The organism is Streptomyces sp. NPDC001093 (assembly GCF_040298985.1).
In the GTDB taxonomy this organism is placed as follows: domain Bacteria; phylum Actinomycetota; class Actinomycetes; order Streptomycetales; family Streptomycetaceae; genus Streptomyces.
Genome location: NZ_JBEPBF010000070.1, coordinates 1 through 24,283, shown reverse-complemented (window position 1 = coordinate 24,283; position 24,283 = coordinate 1). Strand labels below are relative to the sequence as shown.

Genomic DNA, 24,283 nt, shown 5'->3' with positions numbered 1-24,283 from the left:
GTCGCCGCGAGCTCGCTTAAATGGAACCTGGACTGGGGCTCTTGCACGCCGATGGGTCCGCGCGCATTTCAGGCGGGCTCGTACGGCGGCGGAACGAGCAGGGGTCGCAGCGACCGGTCGGTATGACACCGTGACAGCCGAAATTACGGCGACAAAGGACGCAGTTATGACCCCCACAGAAACACGGGCAGGACGCAAGGAGTGGATCGCACTCGCCGTCCTCACCCTCCCACTCCTTCTGGTCTCGATGGACATCACGGTGCTGTACTTCGGAGTGCCGTCGATCGCCGCCGAGCTGAAGACCACCAGTAGCCAGCAGCTGTGGATGGTCGACATCTACGGCTTCATCCTCGCCGGCATGCTCATCACGATGGGCAGCATCGGCGACTTCATCGGCCGCCGCAGGCTGCTGCTGATCGGCGCCACGGTCTTCGGCGTCGCCTCGGTGGCCGCCGCGTTCTCCAACAGCGCCGAGATGCTCATCACCGCCCGGGCCCTGCAGGGTCTCGGTGGAGCCACCCTGATGCCCTCCACGCTGGCGCTGGTCACCAACATGTTCCGTGACCCCAAGCAGCGCAGCAGCGCCATCGCCGTCTGGTCGATCGGGCTGTCCGCCGGCGCCGCCATCGGACCCGTCATCAGCGGCAGCCTGCTCAACAGCTTCTGGTGGGGTTCCATCTTCCTGATCAACGTCCCGGTTTTGGTGCTCCTGCTGATCGCGGCCCCGCTGCTGGTTCCGGAGTTCCGCAACCCCGCCGCGAAGAAGTTCGATGCCTTCAGCTCGCTGCTCTCCCTCGCCGCAGTGCTCTCCGTGATCTGGGGCCTGAAGAAGGGGGCCATCGACGGATTCGACCGGCTGCCGCTGGCCAGCATCGCCGCCGGTCTCGTGATCGGCGCGCTGTTCCTGTTCCGCCAGTCGCGGCTCGAGGCGCCGATGGTCGACCTCAGGCTCTACCGCCGCCGAGGGTTCGCGCCGGCGATCTCCCTCAGCCTGATCGCCTTCTTCTGCCTGATCGGCTACGGCATCTTCACCACCCAGTACCTCATGAGCGTGCTCGGGATGCGCCCGCTGGAGTCCGCGCTGTGGACGATGGCCTCACCCGCCCTCACGTTCCTGCTCGTCCCGTTCGCGGTGGTCTTCGCACGCAAGGTGCGGCCCGCGTACATCATCGCCACCGCCTTCGTCTTCGGCGCCACCGGTTTCGCGGCCATGAGCCAGATCGGCGTCGACCGCAACATGACCCTGCTGGTCTACGGAGTCGTGGGCATCGGCGTGGGCTCGGCGATCGTGCTCACCATGGTCACCGACCTGGTCGTCGCCGCAGCACCGCCGGAGCAGGCCGGCTCGGTCTCCGCGCTCACCCAGACCCACCAGGAACTGGGGGGCGCCCTGGGCATCGCGGTCCTCGGCACCATCGGCGCGAGCGTCTACCGGCACCACTTCGACAACCACATCGGCTCCGGGGTGCCCGCGTCCGCGATCGGGCAGGCGAGGCAGACCCTCGGCGGCGCGGCCCAGACGGCCGTCAACCTGCCCAAGTCGCAGGCGGCCACCGTGCTGGACACCGCGCACCACGCCTTCGTCAGCGCCATGCACGTCACGGCCCTCACCGGCCTCGGTGTCGCGCTGGCCGCCGCCCTGCTCGCCGCCCTGCGGTTGCGGCACATCCCGCCCGGCCAGAACGGCGGCGAAACCGGCGAAGTCGCGCAGAGCGCCCCGGCTCCCCGGGAGTCGTACGTGCCGCAGCCCGAGGCCGCCGTGTTCCGCACCGCGGAGTGACCTGCTGATCCGCGCTCCGCTCCGACGAAGGACGGCCGGTGGCCGGGCGGCGTCGCCGCGCCGGCCACGGGAAACCGCTCCGGAATCCAGCTGAGCAGTTATTGAATCGACCCCCGTTCCGCTTAGCGGGCCGGGGGTCGAATTGCATTGTCGAGGCAGGTCGGTTAGGGGTCGCTAGGGGGTGGCCTGCAAAGCCCCCCCGACGATTAGCATTTCAGGGAATTCAACCTATCCCGGAGCTGACGCCGTGATTGAACTCCCCGAGGAAAACGGGTCACTGACGCCCTATCAGCCGAACCGCGAGCCGCGCGGATTCACCGCTGACAACACGCCGTTCCGCAGCCGCTCCGTACTGGCAGCCGCTCCGGTGCTGGGCGACCCGCTCGCCCCGAACGAACCCTTCGGTCCCCCCCTCGGTCCGCCGCCGCCGCAGGCCCTCGACTGGGAGGCCACCCTCGCCGTACGCCAGGAGCTGTGGGCGCACGGCTTCACCGTCGCCGAGGCCCTTGACACCGCCCACCGGGGCGCCGGCCTCGACTGGGCGACCGCCGCCGAACTGATCCGGCGTACCGGGGCCGCCGCCGCCGCGGCCGGGGGCCGGGTGGCCGCCGGGGTGTGGACCGACCAGCTCGACCCGTTCACACCGCACTCGCGGGAGGCCGTCGTCGCCGCCTACGAGGAGCAGCTGGACGTCGTGAACGAAGCCGGCGCCCAGCCGATCATCCAGGCCAGCGCAGCGCTGGCGGGTGCCGTACACAGCCCCGAGGAGTACGCCGAGGTGTACGCCCGCCTGCTGGACCGCTGCGCGGTCCCGGCCGTCGTGCACTGGCTGCTGCCCGAGTGGGTGCCCGGGCACGCCGGCTACTGGGGGCACCAGGACCCGGCCGCCGCCACCGACGCGTTCCTCGCCGTCCTCGCCGACAACGCCGGCAAGGTCGACGGCGTCAAGGTCGCGCCGCTCAGCGCGGACGCCGAGATCGCACTGCGGCGCAGGCTGCCGGAGGGCATCCGCTTCTACACCGGTGACTACGACACCTACGCAGACCTGATCGCCGGCGACGAGCAGGGCTTCAGCGACGCCCTGTCACCCGTGTTCACCCCGATCGCCCCGCTGGCCGCCGAGGCGTTCCGTGCTCTAGACGGCGGGGACACCGAAGCCTTCCGCAAGCAGCTCGGCCAGGCCCACGAGTTGTCCCAGCACCTCTTCCAGGGGCCGGGCCGCAGCACGCTGTTCTTCAAGACGGGGCTGGTGTTCCTCGGCTGGCTGGCCGGCCGCACGGACCACTTCCGGATGGTGTGGGCCGAGCACGGGGCGCGCTCCGTGCCGCACCTGGCCACGGCCTACCGGCTGGCGGACCAGCTGGGCCTGTTCCCCGACCCGGAACTCGCCGCCCACCGGATCACCGCGTTCCTCGACTTGTCCGGGATACCGCAGAAAGGCAGCAGGCGATGACCCGCGCAGTGGTGCTCGGCGGTGGCATGGCGGGAATGCTCTCCGCCGCGGCGCTGGCCGACCACGCCGACGACGTCACCATCGTCGAGAGCGACCGTTTCCCCGAACGTCCCGACCTGCGCAAAGGGCTGCCGCAGGGCTACCACAACCACATGTTCATGAGCGGTGGGGTGCGGGCCGCCGACACCCTGGTGCCCGGATTGTCCGACGCCCTCTACGCGGCCGGGGCCAAGCGCCGTGGCATGCCGGCCGACCTGCTGACCCTCTCCGCCGAGGGCTGGTACCGGCGGCACCGCTCGGGTGACGCCCATGTGCTGTTGTGCAGCCGGGCGTTGCTCGACCACACCCTGCGCGAGCGGGTGCTGAGCAACCCGCGGATCAGGCTGGTCGAGGGGGCCAAGGTGACGGGCCTGGCCGGGTCCGCCGCCCGGATCACCGGCGTCCGCCTGGAACGGGACGGGGCGGCGGAGGAGACCCTCGCCGCCGACTTCGTCGTGGACGCCACCGGACGCCGTTCCAAGGCCGCCGACTGGCTGGCCGCACTTGGACTGCCCGCGGTCCCGGAGGACCGGGTCGACGCCGGATTCGCCTACGCCAGCCGACTGTACGAGGCGCCGCCGGGCACCCCGGAGAACTTCCCCGGGGTGTTGATCCAGGCGCAGAACGACACCGGCCGGCCGGGCCGCGGGGCCGCCCTGCTGCCCAACGAGGGCAACCGCTGGATCGTCGCTCTCATCGGCACCCGCGGCGGCCAACCACCCACCGACGAGCAGGGCTTCACCCAGTTCGCGCGCTCCCTGCGCGATCCGGTCGTCGCCGACCTCCTCGCCGCCGCCACCCCGGCGGGCCGCATCCAGGCCTATCGGGGCCTGCCCAACTGGCGCCGCTACTACGAGAAGCTGCCCCTGCCCGAGGGCTTCGCCGTCATCGGCGACGCCGCCACCATTCTCAACCCCAACTACGCGACCGGCATGTCGATCGCCGCGCTCGGCGCGGTCGCCCTGCGCGGCGAGGTGCGGCGCACCGGTTTCACGCCGGGTCTCGGCAGGCGGGCCCAGAAGGCGATCGCCCAGGTGTCCCTCGGCCCCTGGCAGATGGCGACCGGCACCGACCAGTGGTTCCCGGACGCCGAGTCCACCCTCAGGCGGGCTCCCGAGATGCTGCGCCGCTTCACCGCCCGCTACGCCCGCATGACCACCGAGAACGCCGCCCTGGCCGACGCCTCGTTCAAGGTGGCCGCGCTGGAGGCACCGCCGAGCAGCATGATGACGCTGCCCGCGCTGCTCACCGTGTTCCGCGGGCCCCGCGAGCCCTCTCTGACCCGCGACCAGGCGATCGCGCAGTACCCCGAATTCGGGCAGCTGCTCGCCCCGACCGTCGCCGGAGAGGAAAAGCCGCAGGCGGCATGAGGAACGAACGGACCGGCAGCCGGAATTTGTAGGGGCTGCCGGGCCAAGTAAGGGGTTGGCGTCCCGGTGCGCCCTGCTCAGGATTTGTATCAGAGTCCTTCTGCACGACGACACGCGTGATGTTCTTTTACCAATTCAAGGGGTGTCCTGGGTGAGCGGTGAGGAAATGCCTCCGGCAGTGCCGTGGCTGATCTCGGGAAAGAGCGCACAGGCGTTGCGGGCCCAGGCCGAGAAGCTGTGGAAACACATGACGGACCGGCCCGCGGAGCGCCCGGTCGACATCGGTCTGTCGCTCGCCACGACCCGGGCCAGGCTCGGGCACCGGGCAGTGGTGCTCGGCACCGACCGCGATACCCTGCTCGACTCCCTCGCCTCCTTCGCGAACAGCGGCACCGGAGCCTCGGTCGTCTCCGGCGCCGCCGGCGGCGGTGAGCCGCGCACCGTCTTCGTCTTCCCCGGACAGGGCTCGCAGTGGGACGGCATGGCCGTCGAACTCCTCGACCAGTCCCCGGTGTTCGCCGCCCAGATGACCGCCTGCGCCCAGGCCCTGGCCGAGTTCGTCGACTGGGACCTGATCGGCGTGCTGCGCGGCACGGAAGGACAGCCCACCCTGGAACCGGTGGACGTCGTCCAGCCGGTGCTGTGGGCCGTCATGGTGTCGCTGGCCGCGCTGTGGCGCTCCTACGGCGTCGAGCCCTCCGCGGTCGTCGGGCACTCCCAGGGCGAGATCGCCGCGGCCACCGTCGCCGGCGCGCTCTCCCTGCAGGACGGCGCCCGCGTCGTCGCCCTGCGCAGCCAGGTCATCAAGGAGCGCCTCGCCGGCAAGGGCGGCATGATGTCCGTGCCGCTGCCCGCCGCCGACATCTCCCCGCGCCTGGCCCGCTGGGACGGCCGCCTCCAGTTGGCCGCCGTCAACGGCACCTCCACCGCCGTGGTCTGCGGCGAGACCGGTGCCCTCGACGAACTGTTCGCCGAGCTCACCGAGCAGGGCGTGCGGGTCCGCCGCATCCCCGTCGACTACGCCTCCCACTCGCACTTCGTGGAGGAGATCCAGGACCGGCTCGGCGAGGTCCTCGCGCCCGTGTCCCCGCGCTCGGTCCGGCTGCCGTTCTACTCCACCGTCACCGGCGACATCCTCGACACCGCCCAGCTGGACGGCGACTACTGGTACACCAACCTGCGCCGGACCGTCCGCTTCGACGAGGCCACCCGGGCCCTGCTGCGCGACGGCTTCACCCTCTTCGTGGAGCCCACGGCCCACCACATCCTCAAGAACGGCGTCCAGGAATCCGTCGACGCCGCCGGCAAACAGGCCGGCGTGGTCGGCTCCCTGCGCCGGAACGAGGGCGGCCTGCTCCGGTTCGCCACCTCGCTCGCCGAGACCTGGGTGCGCGGCGCCCCGGTGGACTGGGCCGCCTTCTTCGACGGCACCGACGCCCGTACGACGGACCTGCCGAGCTACGCCTTCCAGCGCAAGCGCTACTGGCTGAACGTCCCGACCCCGGGCGACGAGGTCGCCGGCATCGGCCAGGCCGTCGTCGAACACCCGCTGCTGGCCGCCGCCGTGGAGACCGCCGAGTCCGGCGGTCACGTCTTCACCGGCCGCCTGTCGCTGAGCACCCACCCCTGGCTCGCCGACCACGAGGCCCTCGGCGCCGTCCTGCTGCCCGGCACCGCCTTCATGGAACTGGCCGTCCGGGCCGGCGACCAGGCCGGCTGCGGCACGCTGGACGAACTCACCCTGCACGCACCGCTCGTCCTGCCCGAGCGCGGCGGAGTGGCCCTGCAGGTGCTGCTCGGCGCCCCCGACGACTCCGGCGCCCGCACCGTCGGCATCCACTCCCGCGCCGACGGCGAGGACCAGCCCTGGATCCGGCACGCCTCCGGTGTGCTGACCGCACAGACCTCCGACGCCGGCTTCGACCTCACCCAGTGGCCGCCCGCCGGTGCCGAACCCATCGGCCTGGACGGCGCCTACGAGCGGCTCTTCGGCCGCGGCTACGCCTACGGGCCCGTGTTCCAGGGCCTGACCGCGGCCTGGCGGCGCGGCGAAGAGCTGTTCGCCGAGGTCACCCTGCCCGAGCAGGCACACGCCGACGCCCAGGCCTTCGGCCTGCACCCGGCGCTGCTGGACGCCGCCCTGCACACCGAACTCGTCGGCAGGCAGGGACAGGACGACGGCGAAACGGTCCTGCCGTTCGCCTGGACCGGAGTCCGGCTGCACGCCGTCGGCGCCACCGCGCTGCGCGTGCGGCTCGTCACCGACGCACAGGGCAACACCCTGCTCGAGGCCGCCGACACCAGCGGCAGCCCCGTCGTCAGCGTCGAGTCCATCGTGGCCCGCGCCGTCTCCGCCGGACAGCTCGAGGCCGCCGGCGGGCGCCGCGAACTGCCCTACCGGCTCAACTGGACGCCCCTCCCCCTGGACGGCACCGACCAGCCGGAGCCCGTCCACGTCTCCGGCCTGGACCAGCTCGACACCGACCAGCCCGTCCCGGCCACGGTCGTCGTCGACTTCGGCGCCCCCGCCGACGACGGCACCCCCGATGCCGTGCACACCACCGCCCACCGCGCCCTGGACCTCGTACAGACCTGGCTCGGCGAGGAGCGCTACGCCGACGCCCACCTCGTCGTCGTCACCCACGGCGCCGTCGCCCTCCCCGGAGACCCGGCACCCTCCCTCGCCCTCGCCCCCGCCTGGGGCCTGCTGCGCGCCGCCCAGGCCGAGAACCCCGGCCTGATCACCCTGGCCGACCTCGACGGCACCCCAGCCTCCCGTGCCGCCCTCCCCGGCGCCCTGGCCACCGGCGAACCCGAGCTGGCCCTGCGCGACGGCACCCTGTTCGCCCCCCGGCTGGCCCGCACCACCGAACCCGCCGCCCCCACCGACCCGGCCGCCCTCGACCCCGAGGGCACCGTGCTGATCACCGGCGGCACCAGCGGCCTGGGCGCCCTCGTCGCCCGCCACCTCGTCACCACCCACGGCGTACGGCACCTGCTGCTGACCAGCCGCCGCGGCGCGGACGCCCCCGGCGCCGCAGAACTCCGGGCGGAACTCGCCGAGTCGGGAGCCGAGGTCACCCTCGCCGCCTGTGACGTCTCCGACCGGAGCGCCCTGGCCGACCTGCTCGGCACCATCCCCGAAGCACACCCCCTGACCGCCGTCATCCACGCGGCGGGCGTCCTCGACGACGGCACCGTCACCGCTCTCACCCCCGAGCGCCTCGACACCGTCCTCGCCCCCAAGGCCGACGCCGCCTGGCACCTGCACGAACTCACCGCCGGCCACGGCCTCGCCCTCTTCGCGCTGTTCTCCTCCGCCGCCGGCACCCTGGGCGCCGCCGGACAGGCCAACTACGCCACCGCCAACGTCTTCCTCGACGCCCTCGCCGCCCACCGCCGCGCGGCCGGACTCCCCGCCACCTCCATGGCCTGGGGCCTGTGGGCGGAGGCCACCGGCATGACCGGGAACCTCGACGAGGCCGACACCGAACGCCTCCGCCGCCAGGGCTTCCCCGCCATGACCACGGCCGAGGGCCTCGCCCTGTTCGACCAGGCGCTCACCGCCGCCGAGCCGCTCCTGCTGCTGCTCCGCCTCGACCTGGCCGCCCTGCGCGCCCAGGCCGGCGCCGGCCACCTGCACAGCATCCTCGGCGACCTGGTGCGCGTCCCGGCCCGCAAGACCGCCCGCACTGGCGGCACGGACGCCTCCTCGCTGGCCGACCAACTGGCCCGGCTGCCGGAACCCGAGCGCGACACACTCCTGCTCGACCTGGTCCGCACCCACGTCGCCGGCGTCCTCGGCCACGACTCCGCCGACGCCGTCGAACCCGACCGGGCCTTCAAGGAACTCGGCTTCGACTCCCTGACCGCCGTCGAACTGCGCAACCGGCTCACCGCCGCCACCGGCCTGCGCCTGCCCGCCACCCTGGTCTTCGACCACCCCAGCGCCCGCGCCGCCGCCCGGTTCCTCAAGGAGACCGCGCTCGGCGGTGCCACGGCCCAGACGCCCGCGCCCGTCGCCACCACCGGCGCGGCCGACGAACCGATCGCCGTGGTCGCCATGGCCTGCCGCTTCCCCGGCGACGTGCAGACCCCCGAGGACCTGTGGCGGCTCGTCGCCGAAGGCACCGAGACCGTCTCCCCCTTCCCCACCGACCGGGGCTGGGACATCGAGGGCGTCTACCACCCCGAGCCCGGCACCCCCGGCCGCACCTACACCCGCTCCGGCGGCTTCCTGCACGACGCCGCCGAGTTCGACGCGGAGTTCTTCGGCATCTCCCCGAACGAAGCGCTCGGCATGGACCCGCAGCAGCGGCTGCTGCTGGAGACCTCCTGGGAGGTCCTCGAGCGGGCCGGCATCGACCCCGCCACCCTCCGCGGCAGCCGCACCGGCGTCTACACCGGTGCCATGTACCACGACTACGCCAACTCCCGGGCCACCGGCTCCATCAACTCCGGCCGCCTGTCCTACACATACGGACTCGAAGGCCCGGCCGTCACCGTCGACACCGCCTGTTCCTCCTCCCTGGTCGCCCTGCACCTCGCGATCCAGGCACTGCGCTCGGGCGAGTGCAACCTCGCCCTGGCCGGCGGTGTGACCGTGATGGCCACCACCGAGGTACTCGTCGAGTTCGGCCTCCAGCAGGGGCTGTCCCCCGACGGCCGTTGCCGCTCCTTCGCCGAGGAGGCAGACGGCACCGGGTTCTCCGAGGGCGTGGGCCTCCTCCTCGTCGAGCGCCTGTCCGACGCCCGCGCCCACGGTCACCCCGTCCTCGCCGTGGTCCGCGGTTCCGCCGTCAACCAGGACGGCGCCAGCAACGGCATCTCCGCCCCCAACGGCCCCGCCCAGCAGCGCGTCATCCGCCAGGCCCTCACCAGCGCCGGCCTCACCCCGGCCGACGTCGACCTCGTCGAGGCCCACGGCACCGGCACCACCCTCGGCGACCCCATCGAGGCGCAGGCACTGCTGGCCACCTACGGCCAGGACCGCCCCGCCGACCGACCCGTCTGGCTCGGCTCCATCAAGTCGAACATCGGGCACACCCAGGCCGCCGCCGGCGTCGCCGGGGTCATCAAGGTGATCGAGGCCATCCGGCACGGCGTCCTGCCCCCGACCCTGCACGCCGACACCCCCTCCACCAAGGTCGACTGGACGGCCGGCAACCTGCGGCTGCTCACCGAGGCCCGCGACTGGCCGGCCGGCGACGCACCCCGCCGTGCCGCCGTCTCCTCCTTCGGCATCAGCGGCACCAACGCCCACGTCATCGTGGAACAGACCGAAGAGGCCACCGAGCCGTCCGAGCGGCCCACGGACGCTGACGCGCCGTCCTCCGGAGTCCTGCCCTGGCTGCTGTCCGGCCGCACCCCGCAGGCCCTGCGCGCCCAGGCCGCCAAGCTCGCGGCCTGGCTCGGCACCGGCCCGCGGGCCGGTGCACCGGAGATCGCCCGTGCGCTCGCCGTCGAACGCACCGCCTTCGAACACCGCGCCGCGGTCCTCGCCGAAGACCACGACCAAGCCCTGCGCACCCTCACCGCCCTCGCCGAGGGCGACCTCCCCGCCACCGCTGTCACCGACCGCGCCCGCACCTCCGGCCGCAAACTGGCCTTCCTGTTCACGGGTCAGGGTGCGCAGCGGGTCGGGATGGGCCGGGAGCTGTACGAGGCGTTCCCGGTGTTCGCCGAGGCCTTCGACGCGGTCCTGGACGTGATCGACCTGCCGCTCAAGGAGGTCGTCTGGGGCGAGGACGCGGACCGGCTGAGCCGTACGGAGTTCACCCAGCCGGCCCTGTTCGCGGTCGAGGTGGCGCTGTTCCGGCTGGTGGAGTCGTGGGGTATCAGGCCCGACTATCTGGCCGGTCACTCGATCGGTGAGTTCGCCGCCGCGCATGTGGCCGGGGTGCTGTCCCTCGCCGATGCGGCGAGGCTGGTCGTGGCTCGTGGCCGTTTGATGCAGGCGCTGCCGGAAGGCGGCGCGATGGTTGCCCTGCAGGCCACCGAGGACGAGGTACGCCCCCTGCTCGCCGACGGCATCGGCATCGCCGCCGTGAACGGCCCGCAGGCGGTCGTGGTTTCCGGTGTGGAGGCGGAGGCGCTGCGGATCAAGGCGCACTTCGAGGCGGAGGGCCGTAAGACGACCCGGCTGAAGGTCTCGCACGCCTTCCACTCGCCGCTGATGGACCCGATGCTCGACGAATTCCGTTCCGTGGCAGGCGAGTTGGAGTACGGCAGCCCGAACATCCCGATCGTCTCCACCCTCACCGGCACGACCGTCGACGCGGACGAGATCGGGACCCCCGAGTACTGGGCCCGGCACGTCGGCGCCACCGTGCGCTTCGCCGACGCGGTGCAACAGCTGGCGGCGCTGCGGGTCGGCACGTTCCTGGAGATCGGACCGGACGCGGCCCTGACCGCCACCGGGCCCGACTGCATGGCCGACGCGGACGAGGCCGACGCCGTGTTCGTGGCCGCGCTGCGCCGGGGCCGCGAGGAGCGGCGGGAGCTGACGGCCGCGGTCGCACTGGCCCACTGCCGCGGTGTCGCCGTCGACTGGACGGCGTACTTCCCCGAGCACCCCTCCGGCAGGGTCGAGCTGCCGACGTACGCCTTCCAGCGCCGCCCCTACTGGCTCGCCGAGGCCGGCGCCGGAGGCGTCGTCGCCATCAGCGGCACGGTCGGCGCGGCAGAACCGGACGACGCCGACACCGGGCGCTGGGGAGAGATCCTCGCCCTGCCCGACGGCGAACGGGAACGGGCCGTACTGACGCTGGTGCGCGACCAGGTCGCCGCGGTGCTCGGCCACGAGTCCGGCGACGCCGTCGAACCCGACCGGGCCTTCACCGAACTCGGCTTCGACTCGGTCGCGGCGGGCGAACTGCGCAAGCGGCTCACCCGCCTCACGGGCTACCACCTGCCGGCCACCCTGGCCTTCGACCACCCCAACTCCCATGCCGTGGCCGCGCTGCTGCTCCAGGAGGAGACGGCGGGAGAGGCCGGACCGGCCCAGCCGCTGCTCGCCGAACTCGACCGTGTCGAAGCGGCCCTGTCCGCCGCCCCCGAGCTGAACGGCGACACCGCCCGGATCACCGCCCGGCTCGAGGCGTTGCTCCGTACCTGGCGGGACGCCCGCGGCAGGACGGCCGAGGAACAGCAGGACGACGACTTCACCACGGCCTCGGACGACGAACTCTTCCAGGCCCTGGACAACCTCGAGATTGGTTCATGAGCGATGGGGAATGACGACAAACTTCGTGACTACCTCAGGCGCGCCACGTCCGATCTCCAGCAGACCCGGCGCAGGCTGCGCGAGGCCGAGTCCAAGGACCACGAGCCGATCGCCATCGTGGCCATGAGCTGCCGCTACCCGGGCGACGTCAGCACGCCCGAGGACCTGTGGGAGCTGGTGGACTCCGGCCGCGACGCCATCTCCTACTTCCCGGACAACCGCGACTGGGACACGGAGGCGCTCTACGACCCCGAGCCCGCCAAGCCCGGCAAGACCTACAGCCGCCAGGGCGGATTCCTCCACGACGCCGGGTACTTCGACGCCGACTTCTTCAAGATGGGCCCGAAGGAGGCCAAGGAGACCGACCCGCAGCAGCGGCTGCTGCTGGAAACCGCCTGGGAGGCCCTGGAGCGGGCGGGCATCGACCCGGTCACGCTCAAGGAGACCAGGACGGGCGTCTACGTCGGCGTGGTCTACCACGACTACCTCGTCGGAGGCGGCACCGGCAGCCTGGCCAGCGTCGCCTCCGGACGCATCTCCTACACCCTCGGCCTCGAGGGCCCCGCGATCACCGTCGACACCGCCTGCTCCTCCTCCCTGGTCGCCCTGCACCTGGCGGTCCGCGCGCTGCGCGCCGGTGACTGCTCCCTCGCCCTCGCGGGCGGCGCGACCGTCATGGCCCACCCGCACGCCTTCGTCGGCTTCAGCCAGGACCGGGGTCTGTCCCCCGACGGCCGCTGCAAGTCGTTCGCCGACGCCGCCGACGGCACCGGCTGGGGTGAAGGCGTGGGCATGCTGCTCGTCGAGCGCCTCTCCGACGCCCGCGCCCACGGCCACCCCGTCCTCGCCGTGGTCCGCGGCATCGCCGTCAACCAGGACGGTGCCAGCAACGGGATCTCCGCCCCCAACGGCCCCTCCCAGCGCCGGGTCATCCAGGAGGCACTGGCCTCCGCCCAGCTCACCGCCGACCAGGTCGACGCGGTGGAGGCGCATGGCACCGGCACGGTGCTGGGTGACCCGATCGAGGCGCAGGCGCTGCTGGCCACCTACGGTCAGGGCCGCCCCGAGGAGCGCCCGCTGTGGCTGGGCTCGCTGAAGTCGAACATCGGGCACGCGCAGGCCGCGGCCGGTGTCGGCGGCATCATCAAGATGGTCGAAGCCATGCGTCACGGGGTGCTGCCCCGCACCCTGCACGTGGACGAGCCGAGCAACAAGGTCGACTGGACGCAGGGAGCGGTACGGCTGCTCACCGAGCCCCGTCAGTGGCCCGCCGAGCCCGGCCGTCCGCGCCGGGCCGGGGTCTCCTCCTTCGGCTTCAGCGGCACCAACGGCCACGTGATCATCGAGGAGGCCCCGACCGCCGACGAGCCGGAGGAGACCGGGCCGGCCGGGCCGACGACCGGCACCGCCAAGGTGATCCCGGTCCTGCTGTCCGCGAAGGGCACGGACGCCCTGCGCGACCAGGCCCGGCGTCTGCTCACCCGCGCCGAGGCCGATGACGCGCCCACCCTGCTCGACCTGGGCCACTCCCTGGCCACCGCGCGCACGGCCCTGCAGGACCGGGCCGCCGTCGTCGCCACCGACCGCACCGAACTGCTCCGCAGGCTGACCGCCCTGGCCGAGGGCCGCCCCTCACCCGGCGCCGTCCAGGGCGCGGTCGTCCCCGACGGTCTGACGGCGTTCCTGTTCACGGGCCAGGGGGCGCAGCGGGTCGGGATGGGCCGGGAGCTGTACGACGCGTTCCCGGTGTTCGCCGAGGCCTTCGACGCGATCCTGGCCGAGCTGGACCCGCACCTCAGGGACGTCGTCTGGGGCGAGGACGCCGAGCGGCTGAGCCGTACGGAGTTCACCCAGCCCGCCCTGTTCGCCCTCGAAGTCGCCCTGTACCGGCTGCTGGAGTCCTGGGGCATCACCCCCGACTACCTCGCCGGGCACTCCATCGGTGAGTTCGCCGCCGCGCATGTGGCCGGGGTGCTGTCCCTCGCCGACGCCGCGAAGCTGATCACCGCGCGCGGCCGGCTGATGCAGGCCCTCCCCGGGGGCGGCGCGATGGTCGCCGTCCAGGCGACGGAAGAAGAAGTACGCCCCCTGCTCGCCGACGGCATCGGCATCGCCGCCGTCAACGGCCCGCAGGCGGTCGTGGTCTCCGGTGTGGAGGCGGAGGCGCTGCGGATCAAGGCGCACTTCGAGGCCCAGGGCCGTAAGACCACCCGCCTGAAGGTCTCCCACGCCTTCCACTCCCCGCTCATGGAACCGATGCTCGACGAATTCCGGGCGATCGCAAGGGAGTTGGAGTACGGCAGCCCCACCATCCCGGTCGTCTCCACCCTCACCGGCACCACGGTGACGGACGAGCTGACCGACCCGGAGTACTGGGTCCGCCACGTCCGCGAGGCCGTCCGCTTCGCCGACGCGGTGAAGGTGCTGGCCGACAAGGGCGTCACCACGTACCTCGAACTCGGTCCGGACGCGGCCCTGTCCGCGATGGGGCCGCAGTCCGCCGAGGGCGCCTTCATCGGGCTGCTGCGCCGCGAGCGTGAAGAGGAGACCGAACTGGTCACCGGTCTCGCCCAGGCCCACTGCCGGGGCGTCACCGTCGACTGGCGGGCCTTCTTCGCCGGACGCGGAGCCCGGCTGGTCGACCTGCCCACCTACGCCTTCCAGCGCCGCTGGTACTGGCGCGACCCGGAGACGGCCGTCAGCACCGCGCTCGTCACCCCGGACGCCGTCGACACCGCCGCGTGGAACACGCTGGAACGGGCGGACGCCGACACCCTGGCCGACCGGATCGGCGTACCGGCACCCCTGCTGGGCGAGGTGCTGCCCGCCCTGCGGGACTGGCGTCACCGGCAGCGCGACGAGGCCCGCACCGACTCCTGGTGCTACCGCGTCGACTGGCAGCCCGCCACCCTGCCCTCCGCCGAGCGCACCACCCCCGACGGCACCTGGCTGCTCGCCGTACCCGAGGGCTGCACCGACGAGCCGCGCGTGCGTGCCGTCAGCGAGGGGCTGGCCGCGCAGGGCGTGTGGACGGTACGGCTGGAGGTCGGCGAGCAGAACCGGGAGGCCCTCGCCGGGCAGCTGCGCGCCTACACCAACCTCGCCGGAACCCTCTCCCTGCTCGCCCTCGACAACCGCCCGCATCCCCGGCACGGTTCCGTGTCCCGCGGCACCGCCTCCACGGTCACCCTGGTACAGGCCCTGGAGGACGCCGGGATCGGCGCCCCCCTGTGGTGCGTCACCGCCCAGGCGGTCGCCGCCGGCCCCGGCAACGGCACGGCCGATCCCGCACAGGCGGCGGTATGGGGCCTCGGTTCCGCCCTCGGCCTCGACCTGCCCGAACGCTGGGGCGGCCTGGTCGACCTGCCCGCCACCGTGGACGCCGACACCGTACGACTGCTGTGCCAGGTGCTCGCCGCACCCGGCGACGAGGACCAGCTCGCCGTGCGCGGCGACCGGGTGCTCGGCCGCCGCATGGTCCGTACGGCACTCGCCGGCCGGCCACCGGTCCGCTCCTGGAAGCCCCGCGGCACCACGCTGATCACCGGGGGAACCGGAGGCCTCGGCGCTCACGTCGCCCGGCTGCTCGCCGACCGGGGCGCCGAACACCTGCTGCTGACCAGCCGGCGGGGGCCGGACGCGGAAGGCGTCGCCGCGCTCGTCGCCGAACTGGCCGAACGCGGAACCCGGGTCACCGTCGAGGCGTGCGACGTCGCCGACCGCGAGGCGGTGTGCCGCCTGCTGGAGTCGGTCCCCGAGGAGTCGCCGCTGACCGCGGTCGTGCACGCGGCCGGCGTCATGCAGCGCATCGCCCCGCTGTCCGACCTGACCCTGGCGGAGTTCGCGGCCGTCGCCGACGCCAAGGTGGCGGGCGCCCGGCACCTCGACGAGCTGCTCGGCGACCGCCCGCTGGACGCCTTCGTACTGTTCTCCTCCGGATCCGCGGTCTGGGGCAGCACCGGACAGGCCGCCTACGGCAGCGCCAACGCCGCCCTGGACGCGCTCGCCCGCGCCCGCCGGACCCGCGGTGTCACCGCGACCTCCGTCGCCTGGGGATCGTGGGACGGCGGCATGGTCGACGCCGAACTCGGCGCGGCCCTCGCCCGGATCGGCACCCCGCCGATGAACCCCGGCCTCGCCGTCGCCGCCCTCGGCCGCATCCTCGACCGCGACCTGACCCACCTCGTCGTCGCCGACATCGACTGGGCGCGCTTCGCCCCCGTCTACACCATGGCCCGCCCCCGCCCGCTGATCGGCGCGCTGCCCGAGGCCCGGGCCGCGCTGACGGCGGCCGCCGGGGACGGCGGCACGGGCGTGGACGCGCCGGACTTCGCCGCCCGGCTGGGGGACCTGCCCCGGGCCCAGCAGGGCAGGGCCGTCCTGGACCTCGTCCGCACCCACGTGGCCGCGCTGCTCGGCTACGACGACCCGGCGGACCTGGACCCGGCCCGGCCCTTCACCGACCACGGCTTCGACTCCGTGGCCGCCACGGACCTCAAGCGGGCCCTGTCCGCCGCGACCGGCCTGAAGCTGTCGGCCACCCTGGTCTTCGACCACGCCACGCCGGCCGCGCTCGCCGCCCACCTGCACGGCGAACTGTGCCCGGACACCGACGGCGGCGGCGTCATGGCCGTCCTCGCCGAACTCGACCGGCTGGAGGAGACGCTGGCGGCCCTGTCGCCCGAGGACGTCGAACGCCACCGCATCCCCGGCCGACTGCAGACCCTCACCGCCCGGCTCGCCGGCACCGGCACCACCGGGCCCTCCCCGGAGGGGCAGCTCGCCGACGACGCGAGCGTCGACGACGTCCTCTCCTTCATCGACAAGGAGCTCGGCCTTGCCTGAGCAGCCCCGCTCCACCGGCACCAGTGACACCAGTGGCACCAGTGGCACCACCCGAGCATGACCCGAACCACCGAATCAGGCGTACCCCAAAGGATGTTGCGAGGCGGGCAGATGGCTGACGATCAGAAGCTCCTCGAGTACCTCAAGCGGGTCACGGCCGACCTGGCCCAGACCCGTCGCAGGCTCCAGGAGTACGAGGCCAGGGAACAGGACCCGATCGCAATCGTCGGCATGAGCTGCCGCTACCCGGGCGGGGTCGCCTCCCCCGAGGAACTGTGGCGGCTGGTGGCCGACGGGGTCGACGCGGTCGGCCCCTTCCCGGCCGACCGCGGCTGGAACCTGGACTCCGTCGACGACCTCGACTTCGCGCGCCGCGGCGGATTCATCGACGGCGCCGCCGAGTTCGACCCCGCCTTCTTCGGCATCTCGCCGCGCGAAGCCGTCGCCATGGACCCCCAGCAGCGGCTCATGCTCGAACTGTCCTGGGAGGCGCTGGAGCGGGCCGGCATCCCCGCCGACAAGGTGCGCGGCGGCCAGGTGGCCGTCTTCGCCGGCTCCGGCTTCCAGGACTACGGCGATCTGCTCAACACCGCCCCCGAGGCGGCCGGCCCCTTCATGGGCACCGCGGCCGTCGCCGCCGTCATCGCCGGCCGCGTCTCCTACACCCTCGGCCTCGAGGGCCCCGCGGTCACCGTCGACACCGCCTGCTCCTCCTCGCTCGTGGCCGTCCACCTCGCCGCCCAGGCGCTGCGCGAACGCGAGTGCACCCTCGCGCTCGCCGGCGGCGTCATGGTGATGTCGACGCCCGGGCCCTTCATCGGCATGGCCCGGCAGGGCGGCCTCGCCGCCGACGGCCGCCCCAAGGCCTACGCGGACGCCGCCGACGGCACCGGCTGGGCCGAGGGCGCCGGCATCCTCGTCCTGGAACGCCTCTCCGACGCCCGCGCCCACGGCCACCCCGTCCTCGCCGTCGTCAAGGGCTCCGCGATCAACCAGGACGGCGCCAGCAACGGCCTCACCGCCCCCAACGGCCCCTCCCAGCAGCGCGTCATCCGCGAGGCGCTCAGCGCCGCCGGGATCTCCGCCACCCAGCTCGACCTGGTGGAGGGCCACGGCACCGGCACCACCCTGGGCGACCCGATCGAGGCGCAGGCGCTGCTGGCCACCTACGGCCAGGGCCGCCCCGAGGAGCGCCCGCTGTGGCTGGGCTCGCTGAAGTCGAACATCGGGCACGCGCAGGCCGCGGCCGGTGTCGGCGGCATCATCAAGATGGTCATGGCCATGCGGCACGAGACCATGCCGCAGACCCTGCACATCGACCGGCCCTCCACCCACGTCGACTGGAGCGCGGGCAACGTCAAGCTGCTGACCGAGGCCCGCCACTGGCCCCGCGGCGAGCACCCGCGTCGCGCCGCCGTCTCCGCGTTCGGCGTGAGCGGCACCAACGCCCACCTCATCCTGGAGGAACCCCCGGCTCCCGCACCCGTCCAGGACAACAACACCGAGGCCAACAACACCGACGACAACGCCACCCAAGAGGCCGCCCCCGCCCCCTGGCCGGCCGGCACCCCCCTGCCCTGGCTGGTCTCCGCCCGCAGCGCCGACGCCCTGCGCGCACAGGCCGAGCGGGTCGGCGCCCATATCGCCGAGCGCGGCGACCTCAGCCCCCTCGACCTCAGCCACTCCCTGGCCACCGCCCGCACCGCACTGGAACACCGCGCGGTCGTCCTGTCCGCCGACCGCGCCTCGGCCGTCACCGCCCTCACGGCCCTCGCCCAGGGCGACAACCGCCCCGAAACCGTGCACGGCACCATCGCCGACGGCCTGACGGCGTTCCTGTTCACGGGTCAGGGGGCGCAGCGGGTCGGGATGGGCCGGGAGCTGTACGAGGCCTTCCCGGTGTTCGCCGAGGCCTTCGACGCGGTCCTGGATGTGATCGACCTGCCCCTCAAGGAGGTCGTGTGGGGTGAGGACGCGGAGCGGTTGAGCCGTACGGAGTTCACCCAGCCGGCCCTGTTCGCGGTCGAGGTGGCGCTGTTCCGGCTGGTGGAGTCGTGGGGCATCAGGCCCGACTATCTGGCCGGTCATTCGATCGGTGAGTTCGCCGCCGCGCATGTGGCCGGGGTGCTGTCGCTGGCGGATGCGGCGAGGCTGGTCGTGGCTCGTGGCCGTTTGATGCAGGCGCTGCCGGAGGGCGGCGCGATGGTCGCCGTCCAGGCCACCGAGGACGAGGTCCGTCCGCTGCTGGTGGATGGTGTCGGTATCGCGGCCGTGAACGGCCCGCAGGCGGTGGTGGTTTCCGGTGTAGAGGCGGAGGCGCTGCGGATCAAGGCGCACTTCGAGGCGGAGGGCCGTAAGACGACCCGTCTGAAGGTCTCGCACGCTTTCCACTCGCCGCTGATGGACCCGATGCTCGACGAATTCCGGGCGATCGCAGCGGAGTTGGAGTACGGCGCGCCGAGCATTCCGATCGTGTCGACCCTGACCGGTGCTCTGGTCACCGACGAGCTGTCCGACCCGGAGTACTGGGTCCGCCATGTCCGTGAGGCGGTCCGGTTCGCGGATGCGGTGAAGGTGCTGGAGTCGGAGGGAGTGACCCGCTTCCTGGAGGTGGGGCCGGACGGTGTGCTGACCGCCATGGCGCAGCAGTCGGTCGAGTCGGAGACGGCCGTGCTGACGGCCGCGCTGCGCAAGGACCGCGCCGAGACCACCGCCGTCCTCACCGCCGTGGCGCACCTGCACGTGCGCGGTGTGACCGTGGACTGGGCGGCCGTCTTCGCCGGCCACGGCGCCGGCCGGGTCGAACTGCCGACGTACGCCTTCCAGCGCGGCCACTACTGGATCACCCCGGAGAACGGCGCCGGTGACGTGTCCTCCGCCGGACTCGACGCCGCCGACCATCCGCTGCTCGGCGCCGCCGTGACGCTGGCCGACAGCGACGGTGTGGTGCTCACGGGCCGGCTCTCCACGTCGGCCCAGCCGTGGCTCGCCGACCACGTGGTGGGCGGCACCGTCCTCTTCCCCGGCACCGGATTCGTCGAACTGGCCGTCCGGGCCGGCGACCAGGTCGGCTGTGACGTCCTGGAGGAGCTGACGCTGGAGGCACCCCTCGCGCTGCCCGAGCGCGGGTCGGTGCAGGTGCAGGTCGCCGTGGGCGCCCCCGACGCCTCCGGTATCCGGTCGCTGACCGTCCACTCCCGCCCCGCCCCGGACGCCCCCTGGACCCGGCACGCCGCCGGTGTGCTGGCACCGGGCGCCGACCAGGGCCGCTTCGACCTGACCCAGTGGCCGCCGGCGGGCGCCGAGGCCGTCGACGTGACCGGCCTCTACGCGGACCTCGCCGGACTCGGCCTCCAGTACGGTCCGGTCTTCCAGTCCCTCAAGGCCGCCTGGCGCGACGGTGACACCGTGTACGCGGAGGTCGCCCTCCCCGAGAGCGGCCACCGGGATGCCGAGCGGCTCGGCCTCCACCCCGCCGTGCTCGACGCCGCCCTGCACGCCGTCAGCTTCACCGGTGTGACCGGCGGCCAGGCGGCCCTGCCCTTCGCCTGGTCCGGTATCACCCTGCACGCGGCGGGAGCCGCCGCCGTACGTGTGCGGCTGACGCCGACCGGTTCGGGGGTCTCCCTCGCCCTCGCCGACGTCGACGGGCGTCCGGTGGCCACCGTCGAGTCCCTGGTGCTGCGACAGATCACCGAGGAGCAGCTGGCCGCCGCCCGGGCCGGTTTCCAGGACTCCCTCCACCACGTCGAGTGGATCCCGCTCCCGGCCGCCCCGTCCGGCGGCCAGGAGCCCGTCACGGTCGTCACCGGTGTTCCGGGGACCGACGCGCAGGCGGTGCGTTCCGCGGTCCACGAGGCGCTCGGCCGGCTGCAGTCCGCCGAGGGCCGGCTGGTGTTCCTCACGCGGGGTGCGGTCGCGTTGCCGGGTGAGGACGTCTCCGACCTGGCCGGTGCCGCCGTCTGGGGCCTGGTCCGCTCGGCGCAGGCCGAGGACCCCGACCGTTTCGTCCTGGTCGACACCGACACGGACACCGACACCGACACGGACGCGGCCGTCGCGCTGGCGCTGGCGACCGGCGAACCGCAGGTCGTGGTGCGCGGCGGCACGGCCCACGGCGCCCGGCTGGCCCGCACACCGCTCGCACCGGACGAGTCCCCGGCCTTCTCCGCCGAGGGCACGGTCCTCGTGACCGGTGCGACCGGCACCCTGGGCCGTCTCTTCGCCCGGCACCTGGTCACCGAGTACGGCGTCCGCAGACTGCTGCTGACCAGCCGCCGGGGTGAACAGGCGCCCGGGGCACGGGAGTTGATCGAGGAGCTGACCGGCCTGGGCGCCGAGGTCACCGTCGCCGCCTGTGACGCGGCCGACCGCGAGACACTGGCAGCCCTCCTCGACGGGGTCGACCTGTCGGGGGTCGTGCATGTGGCCGGTGTCCTGGACGACGGTGTGATCGCCTCCCTCACCCCGGAGCGGGTGGACAGGGTGCTGCGTCCGAAGGTGGACGCGGCCCTGAACCTGCACGAGCTGACCGCGGACAAGAACCTCACCGCGTTCGTGCTCTTCTCCTCCGGCTCCGGCACCCTGGGCGCCCCCGGCCAGGGCAACTACGCCGCCGCGAACGCCTTCCTGGACGCCCTCGCCGCGCACCGCAAGGCCAACGGCCTGCCCGCCAAGTCCCTCGCCTGGGGCCTGTGGGCCGGAGGCATGGCCGACACCCTCGACGAGACGGAGCGCGGCCGCATCTCCCAGGGCGGCATCCACCCCCTCGCCCCCGAGGAGGGGCTCGCACTCTTCGACGCCGCCCAGCGCAGCACCGAACCCACCCTGGTCCCCGTCAAGTTCGACCTGGCGGCGCTGCGTTCCCAGGGCGAGGACACCCCCGCGCTGCTCCGCGCGCTGGTGCCCGGCGCAACCCGGCGCCGCCGCAGCGCCGGAACGCCCAGGACCGAGGCCGGCACCCTCAAGCACCGGCTCGCCTCGCTGCCGGAGGAGGAGCGCCTGACGGTCCTGCTCGAACTGGTCCTCAGCCGGGCCGCCGTCGTCCTCGGCTTCCCCGACGCCGGGGCCGTCGACCCCCAGCGGGCCTTCCGGGAACTCGGCGTCGACTCCCTGGCCGCCGTCGAACTGCGCAACGGCCTGAACGACGACACCGGTCTGCGGCTGCCCGCCACCCTCGTCTTCGACTACCCGAGCCCCGCCGACGTGGCCCGCCACCTCCTGGAGGAACTGTCCGGCCAGGACGCGGACGCCCCGGCCGCCCTGCCCGCCACCGTCGGCACCGACGACGACCCGATCGTCATCGTCGGGATGAGCTGCCGTTACCCGGGCGGGGTGGAGACGCCGGAGGACCTGTGGCGGCTGGTCGCCGACGGGGTGGACGCGGTGTCGGAGTTCCCGACCAACCGCGGCTGGAACATCGACGAGCTGTACGACCCCGCCTCCGAGCGTCCCAACACCAGCTACGTCAAGCACGGCGGCTTCCTGCACGACGCCGCCGACTTCGACCCGGCCTTCTTCGGCATCAGCCCGAACGAAGCCCTCGGCATGGACCCGCAGCAGCGCCTGCTGCTGGAGACCGCCTGGGAGGCGATCGAGCGGGCCGGCATCGACCCGGCCACGCTGAAGGGCTCGGCCACCGGTGTCTTCGCCGGGATGATGTACCACGACTACGCCGCCAACAGCGGCACCGGCGCCATCGCCTCCGGCCGCGTCTCGTACGTCTTCGGTTTCGAGGGACCGGCCGTCACCATCGACACGGCCTGTTCGTCGTCATTGGTGGCGTTGCATCTCGCGGCGCAGGCGTTGCGGTCGGGGGAGTGCTCGCTGGCGCTGGCCGGTGGTGTGGCGGTGATGGCGACGCCGGAGGCGTTCGTGGAGTTCAGCCGGCAGCGGGGGCTGGCTCCCGATGGCCGGTGCAAGTCGTTCGCCGACTCCACGGACGGCACCGCGTGGGGCGAGGGTGTGGGCATGCTGCTCGTCGAGCGCCTGTCCGACGCCCGCCGCAACGGCCACCCCGTCCTCGCCGTGGTCCGCGGCACCGCCCTCAACCAGGACGGCGCCAGCAACGGCCTCACGGCCCCCAACGGCCCCTCCCAGCGCCGGGTCATCCGGCAGGCACTGGCTCAGGCGGGCTTGAGCACCACCGACGTGGACGCGGTGGAGGCGCACGGTACGGGTACGACCCTGGGTGACCCGATCGAGGCGCAGGCGCTGCTGGCGACGTACGGGAAGGACCGTCCGGAGGATCAGCCGTTGTGGCTGGGTTCGATCAAGTCGAACATGGGGCACACGCAGGCGGCGGCGGGTGTGTCGGGCATCATCAAGATGGTCGAGGCGATCCGGCACGGTGTGCTGCCCAGGACCCTCCACGTCGATGAGCCGACGCACCAGGTGGACTGGTCGGAGGGCAACGTCCGGTTGCTGACCGAGACCCGTCCGTGGCCGGAGACGGGGCGTCCGCGTCGTGCGGGCATCTCCTCCTTCGGCATCAGCGGCACCAACGCCCACGTCATCATCGAACAGGCCCCGGAACCCGCCGTCGCCGAGCAGCCGTCCGCCGGGCACGACCTCCCCGTCGTGCCGTGGGTGCTGTCCGCGAAGACGGACGAGGCCCTGCGCGGGCAGGCCGAGCGCCTGCGCACACACCTGACGAACGACCCCGCCCTGCGCGCCCTGGACATCGCCCACTCCCTGGTCACCGACCGCGCCGCCATGGACCGCCGCCTCGCGGTGATCGGCACGGACCGGGAGGAGTTGCTGGCGGGTCTGAGCGCGTTCGTGGAGGGCCGGTCGGCTGCGGGTGTGGTGCAGGGGGGTGTGCGGGGTGCTGGTCGTACGGCGTTCCTGTTCACGGGTCAGGGGGCGCAGCGGGTCGGGATGGGCCGGGAGCTGTACGAGGCGTTCCCGGTGTTCGCCGAGGCTTTCGACGCGGTCCTGGATGTGATCGACCTTCCCCTCAGGGAGGTCGTGTGGGGTGAGGACGCGGAGCGGTTGAGCCGTACGGAGTTCACCCAGCCGGCTCTGTTCGCGGTCGAGGTGGCGTTGTTCCGGCTGATGGAGTCGTGGGGCATCAAGCCCGACTACCTGGCCGGTCACTCGATCGGTGAGTTCGCCGCCGCGCATGTGGCCGGGGTGCTGTCGCTGGCGGATGCGGCGAAGCTGGTGACGGCCCGTGGCCGGCTGATGCAGGCGCTGCCGGAAGGCGGCGCGATGGTCGCCCTGCAGGCGACCGAGGACGAGGTCCGTCCCCTGCTCGCGGACGGTGTCGGTATCGCGGCCGTGAACGGCCCGCAGGCAGTGGTGGTTTCCGGTGTGGAGGCGGAGGCGCTGCGGATCAAGGCGCACTTCGAGGCGGAAGGCCGTAAGACGACCCGTCTGAAGGTCTCGCACGCCTTCCACTCCCCGCTGATGGAGCCGATGCTCGACGAATTCCGGGCGATCGCAGCGGAGTTGGAGTACGGCACGCCTGCGGTCCCGATCGTGTCGACCCTGACCGGTGCTCTGGTCACCGACGACCTGTCCGACCCGGAGTACTGGGTCCGCCATGTCCGTGAGGCGGTCCGGTTCGC

5 protein-coding genes and 1 pseudogene are annotated in these 24,283 nt (G+C 73.1%); all 6 read left to right on the top strand.

All coding sequences use genetic code 11. The features are described from left to right. The first annotated feature begins 166 nt into the window (after window positions 1-166). A complete protein-coding gene (locus ABT288_RS29280; RefSeq protein WP_351613814.1) occupies window positions 167-1,780 on the top strand; it encodes an MFS transporter in 1,614 nt (537 codons plus the stop codon). Between the two features lie 247 nt (window positions 1,781-2,027). Continuing rightward, on the top strand, window positions 2,028-3,233 hold the full coding sequence (locus ABT288_RS29275; RefSeq protein WP_351613812.1) for a DUF993 family protein: 1,206 nt from the start codon (window positions 2,028-2,030) through the stop codon (window positions 3,231-3,233). Further along, a complete protein-coding gene (locus ABT288_RS29270; protein ID WP_351613808.1) occupies window positions 3,230-4,642 on the top strand; it encodes an FAD-dependent oxidoreductase in 1,413 nt (470 codons plus the stop codon). The genes ABT288_RS29275 and ABT288_RS29270 overlap by 4 nt, the downstream gene beginning before the upstream one ends. 151 nt (window positions 4,643-4,793) lie before the next feature. Further along, window positions 4,794-11,867: an SDR family NAD(P)-dependent oxidoreductase gene (locus ABT288_RS29265; RefSeq protein ID WP_351613805.1), complete on the top strand. Its 7,074-nt coding sequence runs from the start codon at window positions 4,794-4,796 to the stop codon at window positions 11,865-11,867. Window positions 11,868-11,894: 27 nt separating this feature from the next. Beyond that, window positions 11,895-16,712 (top strand): annotated as a pseudogene (locus tag ABT288_RS29260) (type I polyketide synthase); the annotation flags it as partial. A gap of 57 nt (window positions 16,713-16,769) precedes the next feature. Beyond that, on the top strand, window positions 16,770-24,283 hold a 7,514-nt coding region (locus ABT288_RS29255; protein WP_502972851.1), incomplete at its 3' end, for an SDR family NAD(P)-dependent oxidoreductase.